The following is a 16,186-nucleotide window of genomic DNA, read 5'->3' as shown; positions in this document are numbered from 1 at the left end:
TTTACTCCAGATGAAAAGCCAGCCGCAGCGCGCGGGCTGCGTCGGCATGGGCCTTGCGCGCTTCGGGGATGGCGCGGCCCATCTTGATGAATTCGTGGGTCACGCCCCGGTAGATGTCCAGGTCCACCGGCACGCCCGCCAGGCGCAGCTTGTCGGCATAGTCAACGCCTTCGTCCACCAGCGGGTCGCATTCGGCCAGGCCGATCCACGCGGGCGCCACGCCCTCCACGTCCGGCGCCAGCAGCGGCGCAAAACGCCAGTCCTCGCGCTCCTCGCGGGTGGTCACGTAGTGGCCAAAGAACCAACTGATGGCGGGCTCCTCCAGCACCAGGCCACGTGCAAAGGTGGCGTGCGAAGGAGTGTCCTGGTGCGCCGCGCAGCCGGGGTAGATCAACAGCTGCAGCGCCAGCGGCAGGCCCGCATCGCGCGCCAGAATGGCGTTGACCGCGGCCAGCGTGCCCCCCGCGCTGTCGCCCCCCACGGCCAGGCGCTGCGGGTCGGCACCCAGGCGCTCGGCGTTGGCAGCCAGCCACTGCAGCGCATCCCACGCATCGTTGCTGGCCGTGGGAAAGCGGTGCTCCGGCGCCAGCCGGTAGTCCAGCGACACCACCATGCAACCGGCCAGACGCGCCAGCTCGCGGCACAGGATGTCGTGCGTGGCGATGTTGCCAATGGTGAAGCCGCCGCCGTGGGTGTACAGCAGCACGGGCAAGCCCTTGTCGGTGCTGGGCGCGTACAGCCGTGCGGGCAGCATGGCACCGTCGCGGGCGGGGATCTGCAGGTCTTCCACCCGCGCCAGCGCGGCCTTGGGCACCTCCAGCACGTCGGCGCCCGCCTGGTAGGCGATGCGTGCCTCCTGCGGCGTGCGTGTGTGCAGCGGCGGGTGCCCGGCGCGGGCCATGCGTTCGAGCACGCTGCGCATCTGGGGGGTCAGGCGGGTGTGATGGATGTGCAGGTCGATCAACGGTCGGGGTCTCGGCAGAAAAGACAACGGCCCGCAAGGCGGCGGGCCGATCAGGGGTGGGTTACTTGAAGCTCAGTCGCACGGGTGCCGCGCCGGGCAAGCCGTCGTAGGTGGCCGTCACCGACAAGCCAGCCTTGGGCGGCAGCAATGCGGAGAACGAGCCCAGGCTGATCAGGTCGCCCGGCTGCATGGCCAGGCCTTCCTGCGCGAGCGCACCGGCCAGCCACACCACCGCGTTGAGCGGGTGGTCCAGGATGTCGCTGCCTTTGCCGCCACCCAGGCGCGCACCCGCGCCATCGGTCAGCGACACGTTCATGTCGGCCAGGGCCTGGAGCATGGCAAAACGCTCGCCCCGGTACGCCGGCACGGCAATCGGGGCACCCGCCACACCCAGGCGCGCGCCCACGTTGATGGCGGTCACGCCCGCGCCGTTGAGCTTGGGCGGCGCCTGCACCATCAGGTCGGGCAGCTCGATGAAGGGGATGATCTGGTCCACGGCGTCCAGCACGTCCATGGGGGTCTTGGCCTGGTTGATGGCGGCGCTTTTCACGCGCACCAGCATGTCGGCCTCGTACAGCGGGCGGGCACCGAAGGCTGCATCCACCGTGGCGCCACTGGGCAGCACCATGCCCTCGTAGAGCTTGCCCCACACGGGCTTGTCGGTGTTGAAGCGCTTTTGCACGGCGGGGTTGGTCAAGCCCGCCTTGTAGCCAATCGCCTTGCCCATGCGCTGGGCCAGCAAGGCGTTGACCTTGCCGCGTGTGCAGGCTCCGTCGGCGTCCGAAAGGTTCTCGGGGTTGGCCGCCGGGGTCTTGGCCACATAGTTGGCCACCAGGTCGGCGGCCTGCGCGTCGGTGAGGCACTGGGCCTGGGCGCTTGTTGTCACAGATGCGACGGCCACCAGGGCCGCCATCAGGGTTTGCTTCGTTTTCAAGGCTGTCTCCTCCTTATAAAGTGGGCTCAGAACCTTTTCAAAGGCTGGCGAGCTATCGTAATCGCTGGCACCCCCATTCACACACCTTGTTGCACCATGGCTTTCATCTACTACGTCACCCAGATCCAGTTTGAATTCGGCGCCGTCCAGCTGCTCAAGCAGGAATGCGAGCGCGTGGGCATCACCCGCCCTCTGATCGTGACGGACCCCGGCGTGAAGGCTGCGGGCGTGCTGCAAAAGGCGCTGGACGCGCTGCCCGGCATGACGGTGGCCGTGTTTGACCAGACCCCCTCCAACCCCACCGAAGCCGCTGTGCGCGCCGCCGTGGACATGTACAAGGCCCAGGGCTGCGACGGGCTGATCGCCGTGGGCGGGGGCTCCGCCATCGACTGCGCCAAGGGCATCGCGATTGCGGCCACGCACGAGGGGCCGCTGACGCACTACGCCACCATCGAAGGCGGCTCGCCGCGCATCACCGACCGCGCCGCGCCGCTGATCGCCGTGCCCACCACCAGCGGCACGGGCAGCGAGGTGGCGCGCGGCGCGATCATCATCGTGGACGACCACCGCAAGCTCGGCTTCCACTCATGGAACCTGGTGCCCAAGACCGCCATCTGCGACCCCGAACTCACCCTCGGCCTGCCCCCCATGCTCACAGCAGCCACGGGCATGGACGCGATTGCGCACTGCATGGAAACCTTCATGTCCGCCGCGTTCAACCCGCCCGCTGACGGCATTGCGCTGGACGGCCTCACGCGCGGCTGGGCGAACATCGAGCAGGCCACCAAAAACGGCAGCGACCGCGATGCACGCCTGCACATGATGAGCGCCAGCATGCAGGGCGCCATGGCCTTCCAGAAGGGCCTGGGCGCCGTGCACTCGCTCAGCCACAGCCTGGGCGGCGTGAACCCGCGCCTGCACCACGGCACGCTCAACGCCATGTTCCTGCCCGCCGTGGTGCGCTTCAATGCGCAGGCGGAATCGGTGCAGAAGGAAAAGCGCCTGGAACGCATGGCCCACGCCATGGGCCTGGCCAGCGCAGGCGATATTCCCGAAGCCATCCGCGACATGAACGCCCGCCTGGGCCTGCCCACCGGCCTGGCCGCGATGGGCGTGAACGAGGCGATGCTCGACGACATCATCAAGGGCGCGATGGCCGACCACTGCCACAAGACCAACCCGCGCATCGCCACCCCCGAGGAATACCGCGACATGCTGGCCCAGTCGCTCTGAACCCAGCCGCCTCACCCTTGGGCCAACTGCCGCGCACCTGGGCCCGGCAGCCCATGGTGGGGAGCCAGCGCGTGCCCGTGCGCTTGTCAGGCGCGCATTGCGCGTGCTGGCAGCTCCGCAGTTTTACAAAACGTCACACATCAGCAACACCGTGCCGGTAGCGCGATGCAAAACCACGCTCACAACTTCTCACAAGATAGACTCGCCGCTGTCAACAATTAATTAACCATTCATTACCACTGGGGTTGTGGGGGAGGACCACCGTCAATGCGCACCGGAAATCTCACCACCTGGCTTCTGCGGGGCACCTACCCCCGGCTGTATGTGTCCATCGTGGCGATCATCCTGCTGGTCACTGGGGTGCGTTACCACTACCTGCTGGCCGCCGAAACCGACGAAGCCCTGCAGCAAGGCTCTACCGAACTGCGGCGCGCCAGCGACCCTTTGCAGCTGCGCCTGGCCGCCGTGCCCGCGCCCGATGCCGACACCGTGACCCGTATCCTGACCGAGGGGTTGGCGCAGGCAGCGCCAGCAGTGGCGTCCATTAAATGGCAGGCCGCCGACCAGCCCGCCATTGAGGTCACCGCCCTTCCCTACCCCGCCAATGCTCCGAAATGGTTTACCGATTGGCTGGACCTCTCCGCCCCTGTGCAGCAGTCCGGCCTCGCGCTGGCAGACGGCACATCGGGCCGACTGACGGTGACGGCCCACCCGCAGCCCCTGGCGGACCAGGTGTGGGCCACGGTGCTGGTACAGGCGCGCATCTCGGCGCTCAACATCTTCACCATCTTCTTTCTGCTGACGCTGCTGCTGCGGGCCAATGCCCGCATGCTGCAGCGCCTGGCCCAGGCCACCGACGCGTTTCGCCAAGGCTATCTGAGCACCCGCATGGAAGTCACCGGCACGCTGGAGTCCCGCGCCATGGCCGAGACCTTCAACGACATGGCGGGCAAGGTGCAGTCCCTGGTGCTGTCCTTGCATGAAACACAGCGCCAGCAAAGCGAGCAACTGCACTTCACCCGCCAGTTGATCGATGCCCTGCCCCTTCCCGTGTTTGTGCGCCATGCCGACGGCACCTACCTGGACGCCAACCGCGCATGGCAGCGCCTGTTCCAGTCACAGCCAGGTGCTGACGGCGCTGCCGGGGCCAGCCTGCCGGCCGAACTGGCCCCGGAACGGTCGGCCCGCATCGCCAGCGCGCACGACAACGAGATCCGCATCCGCCCGCCCCACCAGCCCCCACTGGACATGGCCTATTTCGAAGCGCCCTTCACCAGCACCAACGGCGAACTGGCTGGCACCATCGGCACGCTGGTGGACGTGACCGAGCGCAAGCGCGCCCAGGAAGCCCTGCGCGCTGAAAAGGAACGTGCCGAGGTCACCCTCGCCTCCATCGGCGACGGGGTCATCACCACCGACCTGGGCGGGCGCATCGAGACCATCAATGAGGCCGCACAGCTCATGACCGGGTTCACGGCCGACCAGGCGCTGGGCCGGCAGCTGGACGACGTGTTTCGTCTGTACGAAGAGCCTGCCAGCCGCACCGCCAGCGCAGCTGCCGAACGCGACACCCAGCCGGGTGGGCTGCAGCAGGCCACCTACGAGGTGCTGATCCACCGCTCTGGCGAGCGCTATGCCATCGAGTACACGGCAGCCGCCATCCGCGAAGGCAGCGGCCACGCGGCGGGCTGCGTGCTGGTGTTCCGCGACGTGACCGAAACACGCAACCTGCGCCACCAGATCTCGTGGCACGCCCGCCACGACGCGCTCACCGGTCTGTACAACCGCGCGGCCCTCGCCGAAAAGCTCACACACGCCCTGTTTGTGGCCCGCAACAAGCAGCTGCTGCTGGCGGTGTGCATGCTGGACCTGGACCACTTCCAGGCCGTGAACGACACCTTTGGCCAGCGCGTGGGCGACCGTCTGCTCAAGGAAGTGGCGCGGCGCCTGGGCGCGTTCATCACGGCCCACGAAGCCGTGGCCCGCATGGGCGGCGACGAGTTTGTGCTGCTGCTGGGCGAACAGCCCGATGTGCCCGCCATCGAGGCGCGCCTGGCCGTGCTGATGCAGCAACTGGCCGCGCCCTATGCGATTGACGACCGCCTGGTGAACATCACCGTCAGCATTGGCGTGGCCGTGTTTCCGCAGGACGACGCCAACCCCGACACCCTGCTGCGCCATGCCGACCAGGCCATGTGCCAGGCCAAGAGCTTCGGGCGCAACCAGTTGCACGTTTTCGACGTGCAACACGACCACGCCGTGCAGACCCAGCACACCCGCCAGACCCGTGTGGCCCGCGCACTGCACGCGGGCGAACTGGTGATGCACTACCAGCCCAAGGTCAACCTGCGCACGGGCGAGATCATCGGGCTCGAAGCCCTGCTGCGCTGGCAACACCCGCAAGAGGGGCTGCTGGGCCCGCAGCATGTGCTGCCGCTGGTGGAGGACACGGACCTGCAGGTCGAACTGGGCGAATGGGTGCTGCGCCAGGCCCTGGCGCAGATGCGGGTGTGGAGCGATGCGGGCATGGGATGGGAGGTCAGCGTCAACATCGCAGCGCCCCACTTTCACCGGCCCAACTTTGTGCAGCGGCTCAAGGACATCCTGCACACCTGCCCCGAGGTGTCTCCCTCGCGCCTGGAGCTGGAGATCCTGGAATCCGCCGCGCTCGAAGACATGCAGTACATGCGCCGCATGATGCAAAGCTGCCAGGCCCTGGGCGTGCGTTTTGCGCTGGACGACTTCGGCACCGGCTTTTCGTCCCTGTCCTACCTCAAGCGCCTGCCCGCCGAGACCATCAAGATCGACCAGTCCTTCGTGCGCGGCATTCTGGAGGATGGCGACGACCTCACCCTCGTCAAAGCCATCGTGGCGCTGGCGGCTGCGTTCCACCGCCATGTGGTGGCCGAAGGCGTCGAAACCGCCGAACACTGCGCCAAGCTGCTGGAGCTGGGCTGCGAACGCGCGCAGGGTTATGGCATTGCCCGGCCCATGCCTGCGGCCGACGTGCTGCCTTGGGCCCGGGACCACGCTGCACGCCATGCTGCCCGGGCGGTGCAAGAGGCGGCACGTCGCCCTGCCTCGACCTGAGAACCTGTTCAAAGTCATTTTGGAGATTGCATTGAAGTGCAATCGGGATGGGTGGATGTCTCGGGTGCGCCGCATGGGCTCGTGCCCATGCAAGCAGCCGGGGCGTTCAATCGCCCGATTTCACTCCAACCCTGCGGGCAAGTGCCTTGCCGGGCGGTCTGCGGCGTTGCGGCGCTTGCCGATAGCACGGGCTATCGGCGGCGCACCGCGCCTTGCATCCCATCCCGGCAAGGTACTTGTGCAACTCTAAAAAGACTTTGAACAGGTTCTGAGAGCCTGCGGCCAGCGCAGGAGACCCAATGGGCCCCAGAGGCGCGTCCGCCCTGGCAGCCTACAACGGCTGCACCGCGCCCATGTCCGGCCGCTCCAGCCATTCGCACCACTCATCCACCAGCTGCTGGCTGGCGCGCGTGGCCGTCAGCCACGCCTGGGCCCGGGCACGGCTGTCCGTGCCGTAGTGGGTGAAGTCGTTGCGGTCGGGCAGCTTGGCGTTGGGCAATCGGCGCACCCAGTCCGGGTCGGGCGACAGCACCACCATGTTGTCGAGCGCCGACGTGGCCTTGTGGCGCCACTTCAGCCCCTTGTCCAGCCAGCCCGGCACCACGCGGTGCTGGAAGTGGGGGTAGAGCACGAGGCCGCCAGCACCCGCGCGCAGCGGCTCGGCCGCAGTTTTTGAGCCTTTTTCGCTGGGAGCGCTAGTGCTTATTGCCTGAGCAGCTATCAATTCAGAAGCACCGACATTCGGCAAACCATAGGCAAGATGCAGGTGGTAGTCGGTGATGCCGCCGTCCCAGTAAGCGCCCCGCGGGGCGCCCGGGATGTTGTGCACGGCCTGCAAGACAAACGGGATCGAGCAGCTGGCCTGCAGCGCCTGCATGAAATTGTCTGAGTTCAGCCCCACCTGCCGGGTGCGGTAGTCGGTCGTGGCAAAAGGCAGTGCCGCACCCGATGAGGAAAACACCACCCGCTCCAGCCAGGCCCCCATCGCCTTGCGGTGCACGGTGTTGGTCACAAACGCCCCCAGATACCCCAGCGGCGTGCCCAGCGCATGCTCCCGCCCCAGCACATGGCGGCCCCGGGACGTGACGATGTGCAGGCGGTAGCGGGGGTGGCTGAGCACTTCCTGCACCCGCCCGCCGTAGAAGGCCTCCAGGTTCTGGCCGAACCGCTCGCTCACATGGGCGGCCGTGGGGCGCTTTTTGCCGGGTGGCAGCTCGTAGTCCTGGTGGATGTAGTCATGCTCCAGCCGCTCAAAAGCCGCCACCGATTGCTGCAGGCAGGCCGTGGCCATGCGCCAGGCGCCAATCGAGGCGCCCACCAAGTGCACGGGCTGATCGGAGCGCGGCAGCCACTCCCCAAAAATGAACCGGTCCATCGGCCCCAGGATCAGTCCCTTGGGACCGCCAGCCGCTGCCGGGATTACGCTCACGTCAGCGGGCCGCAGGCCCTGTTGTTCCAGGTGTTGGCGGGCGCGGGGGCCAGCATGGATGCGCAGTGCTTTCATGGCGCTGATTGTCGCAAAGCGGCTGGGCAGCACCGTCAATCCGTAGACCTTACTCAACAGCGCCTTCCCCGGCAACCGCCTGACCCGCAACCGGGCAACTAGACGATGAAATCCGCCGCCGCATCCGGTCGAGCGGTCCAGTCGATGGGGTCTTGCTGCAGCACCATGTCGATGTCGAGCCCCAGGGCCAGCCCCACTTCGCCAGGGAAGGACACGGCCAGCTCTTTTTCGTTGAGCTCGGCCTCGCGGGCGCGGGCGCGCCAGGCGGCCAGGTGGATGACGCCCGCCAGGGGTTCGTAGACCTTGTTGTCAAACGGTGCGTGCTGGTGCTGCAGGGCGTCAATCACCACCTCGGGCAGTTGCCAGCGGCGCGCGCAGCCCGCAGTGACCTGGCCGTAGCTGTAGCCAAAGATGCGCTGCTCGATCTTGTCGCGGCGCAGGTCAAACGGTGCCACCAGGGTGTTGACCGACTGTGCCTTCTCGGGGTCGGCCAGGTGGATCACCAGCTCGCCCAGGGCATGCAGCAAACCGGCGGTATACGCCGCGATCTGGTTGTGGTGGACGATGCCAGCGAGCGAGCGCGCGAGCTTGGCGGTGTTGAGGCTGTAACGCCAGAACTGCTGCATGTTCACCCCTGGCACCGAGCGCGACGTGGTGCCCAGCGGCGCCGAGGTGACCAACGTGCGCAGCTGTGCGGTGCCCAGCAGCGCCAGCGCCTCGGGGATGCCCGCGATCTGCCCGGGCAGCTGGAAGGTGGGGGAATTGGCCAGTTCCAGCAAACGCGCCGCAAGGGCCGGATCGGTGCCAAACAGCTGGTTCAGGCGCCGCAAGCTGGGTTCGTTCTGGGCCAGCTCGCTCATCAGCAGCGCCACGGCGCGCGGAAGGCTGGGCAGTGCCACAGGTTGGGCCAGCAGTGCGTTCAACTCCATGGGGTACGGCGCCGGTGGTTGGTTCAGGTGCTGGCGATTATGGGCCCCTGCACGGCCAAAAAACCACCGGCGGCACAGCCGGCTGCGTCAGCGGCCTTTGGCCTGTTGCAACTTCGCAAATGCGGACGCCATGGCCGACTGCTGCACAGGCTCGGGCCCACGGCGCTGGGGTTGTGCGTAGCCACGGCCTGCGCCCTCAAAGCGGTTGTCACGGGGTGCGCCCCGGTCGCCGCCCTGGCGCGGTGGCGCGGCATCCAGCTTCATCGACAGGCCGATGCGCTTGCGCTCCACGTCCACTTCCATGACCTTGACCTTGACGATGTCGCCGGTCTTGACCACCTCGCGCGCATCGTTCACGAACTTGTGCGCCAGCTGGCTCACATGCACCAGGCCGTCCTGGTGCACGCCCAGGTCGATGAAAGCGCCAAACTGGGCCACGTTGCTCACCGTGCCCTCCAAGATCATGCCTTCCTTGAGGTCCTTGATGTCTTCCACGCCGTCGTTGAAGCGCGCCACCTTGAAGTCGGGGCGCGGGTCGCGGCCGGGCTTCTCCAGCTCGGCCAGGATGTCCTTGACAGTGATCACGCCAAACTTCTCGTTGGCAAACAGCTCGGGCTTCAGGGTCTTGAGCATGTCGGTACGGCCCATGATCTCGGCCACCGGCTTGCCAGTCTTTTCCATGATCTGCTCGACCACCGGGTAGGTCTCGGGGTGCACGCCCGTCATGTCCAGCGGGTTGTCACCACCGCGAATGCGCAAGAAGCCCGCGCTCTGCTCAAAGGTCTTGGCACCGAGCCCGGCCACATCCATGAGCTGCTTGCGGCTCTTGAAAGCACCATTGGCCTCGCGCCAGCGCACCACGGCCTTGGCCACACTGCCCGACAGGCCCGACACGCGGCTGAGCAGCGGCACACTGGCCGTGTTCAGGTCCACGCCCACCGAGTTCACGCAGTCCTCCACCACCGTGCCCAACGTGCGGGCCAGCTCGCTCTGGTTCACGTCGTGCTGGTACTGGCCCACGCCGATGCTCTTGGGGTCGATCTTCACCAGCTCGGCCAGCGGGTCTTGCAGGCGGCGGGCGATGGACGCCGCACCGCGCAGGCTCACGTCCACATCGGGCATCTCTTGCGACGCATATTCGCTGGCGGAATAGACCGAAGCCCCCGCCTCGCTCACCACCACCTTCTCGATGGCGCGGTCGGCCTTGGCGGCCATCTTGATGAGGTCAGCGGCCAGCTTGTCGGTCTCGCGGCTGGCTGTGCCGTTGCCAATGGCGATCAGGTTCACGCCGTGTCTTTCCACCAGCTTGGACAGTGTGATCAGCGAGCCATCCCAGTCGCGCTTGGGCTCGTGCGGGTACACCGTGGCCGTCTCCACCAGCTTGCCCGTGGCATCCACCACGGCCACCTTCACGCCGGTACGGATGCCTGGGTCCAGCCCCATCACCACGCGCGGGCCGGCCGGTGCGGCCAGTAGCAGATCGCGCAAGTTGTCGGCAAACACTTTGATCGCCACCTTCTCGGCCTCATCGCGCAGGCGGGCGAACAGGTCGCGTTCGGTCGAGAGGCTGAGCTTCACGCGCCAGGTCCAGGCCACGCACTTGCGGATCAGGTCATCGGCCTTGCGGCCCTGATGGCTCCAGCCCAGGTGCAGGGCGATCTTGCCTTCGGCGATGCTGGGCTTGCCGGGTTCGGGCTCCACCGGCAATACCAGCTTGGCTTCCAGAATTTCGAGTCCGCGCCCGCGAAACACCGCCAGTGCGCGGTGCGAGGGCACGCGGCCGATGGGTTCGTCGTAGTCGAAGTAGTCGCGGAACTTGGAGACCTCGGGGTCGTTCTCGTTCTTGCTGTCCACCTTCTTGCTGCGCAGCAGGCCTTCGGCCCACAGCCACTCACGCAGGTTCTGCACCAGCGCCGGGTCTTCAGCCCAGCGCTCGCTGAGGATGTCGCGCACACCATCCAGCACAGCGGGCACGGTGGAGAAATCGGCACCGGGCTTACCGTCATCCAGCACTTCGGGTGGCTTGGTGAACGCCGCAGCTTCGACGGCGGGGTCCAGCGTGGGGTCGGCAAACAGCTTGTCGGCCAGCGGTTCGATGCCGAACTCGCGGGCGATCTGGCCCTTGGTGCGGCGCTTTTGCTTGAACGGCAGGTAGATGTCTTCCAGCTCCTGCTTGGTCGGGGCGGCCGCAATGGCGGCACGCAGTGCATCGGTGAGTTTGCCCTGCTCGTCAATCGCCTTGAGCACGGCCACGCGGCGGTCTTCCAGCTCGCGCAGATAGGACAGTCGCGCCTCCAGTTCGCGCAGCTGAATGTCGTCCAGCCCGCCCGTTACTTCCTTGCGATAGCGCGCAATGAAGGGCACCGTGGCACCGCCATCCAGCAGCTCCACCGCTGCGCGCACCTGTTGTTCACTGACTTTGATTTCTGCGGCCAACTGCCGAACGATCTGCTGCATGGGTGGGGCGGACTCTCTGAGACTCGGTCAAACAAAAAAGCGAAGCGCGCGAGTTTGCCACAGGCGGTTCTGGCAGCCCTTAGACCGCTCGGCGGATTGTTCCCAATACTGGAACAGTTAGTTTGCGACTGGGTGGTTTTTCCCTGAACACCATCGGCGTACAGTTCATCCCATCGATGAGCCCCGGCTTTTTTGAGACGCTTTTTTAGCTTTTAAGGATTTTCATCATGAACAAGACCGCCCGTTTCCTCTCCGTCGCCGCTGTTGCCGCTTTCGCCGCCTTTGGCGCCCATGCCGATGAAGCCGATGGCTCGCAATTTGCCCTGAAGTTCGACACCAACCGCACCCGCGCTGAAGTGGCTGCCGAAGCTGTTGTCGAAGCCCGCACCCACAACATGGAACCCGCAGGCTCGCGTGTGGTGACCTATAAGTCCACCGCCGACCGCGCTGCCGTGCGTGCCCAAGCTGCCGAAGCCGTGCGCACCGGCCAGATCCCTTCGGGCGAATTCAGCGCCATGTAATTTGGCAGACCAACTGCTGAGATTGGTTTGAAGCAGTTGCGGGACTTCCCATGGCGGTGGCACTTCGCGCGGTGCGGGTGTCGCTGCCATGGGGAGTGTTAACTGAACCGCAGGGGCGGGCAGGCAAAAAGGGCTCCCTTTGGGAGCCCTTTTTGTTGGTGCCTGCCGTGTAGCCGCGCCCCCCAAGGGCGCCAGGCGCGCCCCCGCAAAGTCGCTTACAGCGACGGGTCGATCAACACCTTGGCGCCGGTGTTGCGCGGGCCGTAGAACGCGATGGACTCGGCACTCAGCACCCCTGCCAGCGACACGGTGCGCGCGTAGTGGCTGGCGAACGTGGTCTTCAGCTCGGCCGCCACGCGCTGGCGCAACGCCTGGGTGGCCTCTTCGCCAATCTTCTGCAGAAACGGAAACAGCAGCCATCCACCCATGCCCCAGGCCATGCCAAAGGTGCGGTGCACTTCGGTCGGGCGCGTGTCCAGGTGGCCGTACAGGTACACCTGCTTGTGCACGGCCGAACCGTAACGGCTGTATTCCTTGGCCTTGCGGTTGATGGCGGCCTCCATGCACTGCAGGATCTGCCCGGCCAGCGTGCCGCCGCCCGTGGCATCAAACGCAATGGTGGCGCCCGTGGCGGCCAGCGCGTCGGTCAGTTCGGCCATGAAGGTGGGCGCGCTGCTGTCGCACACATATTGGGCGCCCAGCTCGCGCAGCAGCGCCGCCTGCTCGGGCTTGCGCACGATGTTGACCAGGCCGACACCGTCCTTCTGGCAAATCTTGAGCAGCATCTGGCCCAGGTTGCTGGCCGCAGCGGTGTGCACCAGCGCGGTGTGGCCTTCGCGCTTCATGGTTTCGACCATGCTCAGCGCAGTCAGCGGGTTGACAAAACACGACGCGCCCTCAGCCGCCGTGGTTCCGGGCGGCAAAGGCAGGCACTGCGCTGCAGGCATGGAGCGGTACTGCGAATACATGGCGCCACCAATCACTGCCACCGTGCGGCCCAGCAGCGCCTGCGCAGCGGGCGATGCACCCGCAGCCACTACCAGACCGGCGCCCTCGTTGCCCACGGGCATGCTCTGGCCCAGGCGTGCCGCCATGCCGGGCATGGCGCGCTCAGGGATGCGGGCCGTGGCCACCGGCCGCTCGGCCGTGCCCGTGACCTGCACGGTGGACAAGTCGGCGGGGCCCAGCAGCAGGCCGATGTCCGACGGGTTGATGGGCGTGGCCTGCACCTGAATCAGCACTTCGTCAGGCCCTGGCGTGGGCACGGGTGTCGGCTCCAGGCTGATCTGCAAGGTGCCATTGGCTTGTACAAGCGAGCGCAGCTGCAGCGCGGTGGTAGGGATGGATGGGTTCATGGAGGATTCGCAGTGGGATGATGGAAATGGGGCCGCGCGCATGAAGCGGCGCGACGTGGAGGGAGGCTGGGGTGCCAGCAGGTCACAGCCTCTCCACCTGCCGCGCCATTTTTCACCAGGACGCCGGGTTTTGCTGTCCCCTCGGTTTTGCACCCCACAACGCCGTCAGTTTGCTGGTGCGCAAGGCACGCGTTCACCCCATCTCCTTCAGCCTTCAACTACCGGCAACAGCACAGCCCTCGGTCCTGCCAGAGCGCCAGGTCAGCAAGACCAGCAACGCGGCCACCAGCAACAAAACAGCGCTGACGACAAAGGTGCTCTGGTATCCGTTGCGGTCAAATAGCAGGCCCCCCACCGTGGAGCCCAGGCCGATAGCCAGTTGGACCACCGCCACCATGAGACCGCCTCCGGCTTCAGCGTCTTTCGGCATCGACCGGGCGACCCATGTCCACCAGCCCACCGGCGCGGCCGTAGCCACCAGGCCCCACACACCCAGCAAGGCAGTGACAGCGGTGAGCTGGTCACCCAAACAGATCAGCGCGATGGCGATGAGCGCCATCAAGACGGGTGCCATGAACAGCGTTGGGTAAAAGCCTCTGGCCAGCGCCGCGCCGACGAGTGTGGTGCCCACAAAGCCCGCCACCCCGATCACCAGCAGAATGAACGACAACGTGAACCCACCCACATGCGTGACGGTTTCCAGAAATGGCCGCAGGTAGGTAAACAGCACAAACTGTCCCATGAAAAAGCAGCCTACTGCCAGCATGCCCACAGCAATCATCCGGCACCGCAGCAGCCTGACAACCGCACCACCAGAGCCCCCCGCGCGCTGCTGACCGGCAGGCATGGGCGGCAGGCTCACCCACTGCCAGATGAAAGCCACCACCGCCACCGGCACCAGCCCCCAGAAGGCCCCACGCCACCCGACCAGAGCACCCAGATAGCTGCCCAACGGCGCCGCCACCACCGTGGCCAGTGCGTTGCCACCATTGAAAATGGCCAAAGCCCGTGGCACCTGCTGCGCAGGCACCAGCCGCATGGCCGTGGCCGCAGACAGCGACCAGAAGCCACCCACCACCACTCCGATGAGCGCGCGGCCTGCCATGTACACCGCATAGTTCGGCGCCAGTGCAATGACTGCGCCAGAGAGGCACATCAGCGCTGTGAGCCCCAGCAACAAGGTCTTGCGGTCCACCCGGCCTGCCAACGCAGCAATGCTCAGGCTGGTGAGTACGGCGAAGGCGCCCGATATCGCAATGCCCTGCCCTGCCCCGCCTTCGCTGACCCCCAGGTCTGCCGCCATGGGGGTCAGCAGGCTAACGGGCATGAACTCCGACGCGATCAGCGCAAACACGCAGAGCGTCATCGCAAAGACGCCGCTCCAGCGCGCAGGCTGCACCGCTGCACCCAGCGCACCGTCGAAATCGACCGACGGCGCAGCGCATACCTGAGTGGTCATCGTTTACGCCAGGTGCTTGCCAAAGAACGCCGTCAGCTTGTCCCACGGGATCAGGTTCACGCGGTCATACAGATCCACGTGGCCTGCTCCGGGGACGATGTGCAGCTCCTTGGGCTCGGCAGCACGTTGGAACGCGTCTTCGCTGAACTCCTTGGAGTGCGCCTGATCGCCCGTGATGAAAAGCATGGGGCGCGGAGAAATCGTCTCGATGTCATTGAACGGGTAGAAGTTCATGAACTTGACGTTGCTGGTCAGCGTGGGGTGGGTGGTGGTCAACGGCGAACCGCCCTTGGGAGTGAACTCGCCACGCGGGGTGCGGTAGAAGTCGTAGAACTCGCGTTGAATGGGGTGAGTGTCTGCCGTCAGCTGGTGCACCGTGCCACCGGTGTACTGGGTGGCACCGCCGGTGAACTCCACATACCGCTGCTCGGCAGCGGCGGCAATGATCTGCTTGCGCTGCTCCACGGTTTGCGAGTGGTTGAGCGCATCACGGTTGGCAGCGCCCATGTCGTACATGCTGACCGTGGCGATGGCCTTCATGCGCGGGTCGATCTTGGCAGCGCTGATGACAAAGCTGCCGCTGCCGCACACACCAATGGCACCGATGCGCTCGCGGTCCACCATCGCCTGCGTGCCCAGAAAATCCACCGCTGCACTAAAAGCCTCGGCATAGATGTCAGGCGCCACTGCGTTGCGCGGCTGGCCGTCGCTCTCGCCCCAAAAAGGCAGGTCCAGCGACAGCGCGACAAAACCCTGCTCTGCCATCTTGGTGGCATACAGGTTGGCGCTTTGTTCCTTGACTGCGCCCATGGGGTGGCCCACCAGAATGGCCGGATTTTTCTTGCTGCGGTCCAGGTTCTTGGGCACAAACAGGTTGCCAGCCACCGCCATGCGGTACTGGTTCTTGAAGGTCACCTTGCGCACGGCCACCTTGTCGCTTTGGTAGAAATTGTCGGCGCCGCTGAGCTTGCCGTGCGCTGGCTGCGGCCCCGCTGCCATCGCACTACCACCCGCGGCAGACAGCCCGCCCCATACCGCCGCACCGAAGCCCGCCCGGATGAGGAAGTCGCGCCGGTCCGAGGTGAGGGGGGCTGTGCCGGGTATTGGGTGCTGCGCGTGGATGTTGGAGAGTGTGTTGTGCATGTTCGATGCTCCTGGGGAGGTAGGAAATTGGGGAAGGACGAGAAATCGAGAAATGAAGGCGGGGGTCGATGGCGCGCCTTCGTTGGACGCTCCAATGCTTTGTCCACGCGTCAATCGCTGGCGCGTTCGATACGCACCTTCAAAGGCCCCTGGCGCTGCAACGCGGGCAGGCCCGTGTCCACTCTGCCCAGCCGCACCAGGCCGCGTGCATAGGCGTCATCGCCCACGAAAATCGCCAGATTGCCCCAGGGCGCGTAGTAGTTGATGTCACCTGTTTTGGGGGTGATGCCCGCCGGTGCCCCGTCCACCGACAGCTTGCGCGGCAGGGTGGCGATGCGTTCGATCTCCGCGTAGTTCTGCAACGTCAGCGACAGCGGCAGTTGGGCCACAAAATCGCGCGCTGCGGCGTTGTTGTCCAGGGTGGCGGTGGCAATGGCGCCATCAATTTGCAGATGAATTTTCATGGGGCCCTGCTGTGCAAAGGTGGTGGCGGGCATCACCCCGGCTGCCAGGGTGAATCCCAAGGCGACACCCACCAGGGCGCGGCGTTGGAAGGGGTGGGTGCTGATGCGTTGTGCCATGGCGAGAAGTTTGCCC

12 protein-coding genes are annotated in these 16,186 nt (G+C 66.1%); 3 read left to right on the top strand and 9 right to left on the bottom strand.

Annotation, left to right across the window (positions count from 1 at the left end):
• Position 1 precedes the first annotated feature (1 nt).
• On the bottom strand, positions 2-922 hold the full coding sequence (locus ASD75_RS07525) for an alpha/beta hydrolase (RefSeq protein WP_199737540.1): 921 nt from the start codon (positions 920-922) through the stop codon (positions 2-4).
• 103 nt (positions 923-1,025) lie between these two features.
• Entirely contained in the window at positions 1,026-1,898 is an 873-nt protein-coding gene (locus tag ASD75_RS07520; RefSeq protein WP_156400963.1) for a 2-keto-4-pentenoate hydratase, read from the bottom strand.
• Between the two features lie 96 nt (positions 1,899-1,994).
• Here ASD75_RS07520 and ASD75_RS07515 point away from each other — a divergent pair, with 96 nt between their 5' ends.
• Entirely contained in the window at positions 1,995-3,131 is a 1,137-nt protein-coding gene (locus ASD75_RS07515) for an iron-containing alcohol dehydrogenase (RefSeq protein ID WP_056744419.1), read from the top strand.
• 267 nt (positions 3,132-3,398) lie between these two features.
• Positions 3,399-6,221 carry an EAL domain-containing protein gene (locus ASD75_RS07510; RefSeq protein WP_056744417.1) on the top strand — a complete coding sequence of 941 codons (2,823 nt, stop codon included), beginning with the start codon at positions 3,399-3,401 and terminating at the stop codon, positions 6,219-6,221.
• Between the two features lie 331 nt (positions 6,222-6,552).
• Here ASD75_RS07510 and ASD75_RS07505 read toward each other — a convergent pair whose 3' ends face one another.
• The 3 genes from ASD75_RS07505 to ASD75_RS07495 all read right to left on the bottom strand — a co-directional run bounded on the left by ASD75_RS07505 (position 6,553) and on the right by ASD75_RS07495 (position 11,111).
• Complete coding sequence (locus ASD75_RS07505; RefSeq protein ID WP_056745124.1) at positions 6,553-7,725, bottom strand: patatin-like phospholipase family protein; 1,173 nt, start codon at positions 7,723-7,725, stop codon at positions 6,553-6,555.
• Between the two features lie 98 nt (positions 7,726-7,823).
• Positions 7,824-8,654, bottom strand: coding sequence for an HDOD domain-containing protein (locus ASD75_RS07500; protein WP_056063447.1), 831 nt, complete (start codon positions 8,652-8,654; stop codon positions 7,824-7,826).
• 87 nt (positions 8,655-8,741) lie between these two features.
• Complete coding sequence (locus ASD75_RS07495) at positions 8,742-11,111, bottom strand: Tex family protein (protein ID WP_056744415.1); 2,370 nt, start codon at positions 11,109-11,111, stop codon at positions 8,742-8,744.
• 227 nt (positions 11,112-11,338) lie between these two features.
• Between ASD75_RS07495 and ASD75_RS07490 the strand changes: the two genes are divergently transcribed.
• A complete protein-coding gene (locus ASD75_RS07490; protein WP_056639501.1) occupies positions 11,339-11,632 on the top strand; it encodes a hypothetical protein in 294 nt (97 codons plus the stop codon).
• 215 nt (positions 11,633-11,847) lie between these two features.
• Here the strand turns inward: ASD75_RS07490 and ASD75_RS07485 are convergent, their stop codons facing one another.
• The 4 genes from ASD75_RS07485 to ASD75_RS07470 form a co-directional block, all read right to left on the bottom strand.
• Complete coding sequence (locus ASD75_RS07485) at positions 11,848-12,987, bottom strand: zinc-binding dehydrogenase (RefSeq protein WP_056744413.1); 1,140 nt, start codon at positions 12,985-12,987, stop codon at positions 11,848-11,850.
• Positions 12,988-13,201: 214 nt separating this feature from the next.
• Positions 13,202-14,353, bottom strand: a complete 1,152-nt coding sequence (locus tag ASD75_RS07480) for an MFS transporter (protein ID WP_200939000.1) — start codon at positions 14,351-14,353, stop codon at positions 13,202-13,204.
• 96 nt (positions 14,354-14,449) lie between these two features.
• On the bottom strand, positions 14,450-15,445 hold the full coding sequence (locus ASD75_RS07475; protein ID WP_056745122.1) for an alpha/beta hydrolase: 996 nt from the start codon (positions 15,443-15,445) through the stop codon (positions 14,450-14,452).
• A 254-nt stretch (positions 15,446-15,699) separates the two neighbouring features.
• A complete protein-coding gene (locus tag ASD75_RS07470; protein ID WP_056745120.1) occupies positions 15,700-16,170 on the bottom strand; it encodes a cyclophilin-like fold protein in 471 nt (156 codons plus the stop codon).
• Positions 16,171-16,186 lie beyond the last annotated feature (16 nt).

Source organism: Acidovorax sp. Root568, assembly GCF_001427445.1.
Lineage (GTDB): Bacteria > Pseudomonadota > Gammaproteobacteria > Burkholderiales > Burkholderiaceae_C > Acidovorax > Acidovorax delafieldii.
The sequence above is the reverse complement of the archived record's forward strand: the minus strand, read 5'-3'. Positions and strand labels throughout refer to the sequence as shown.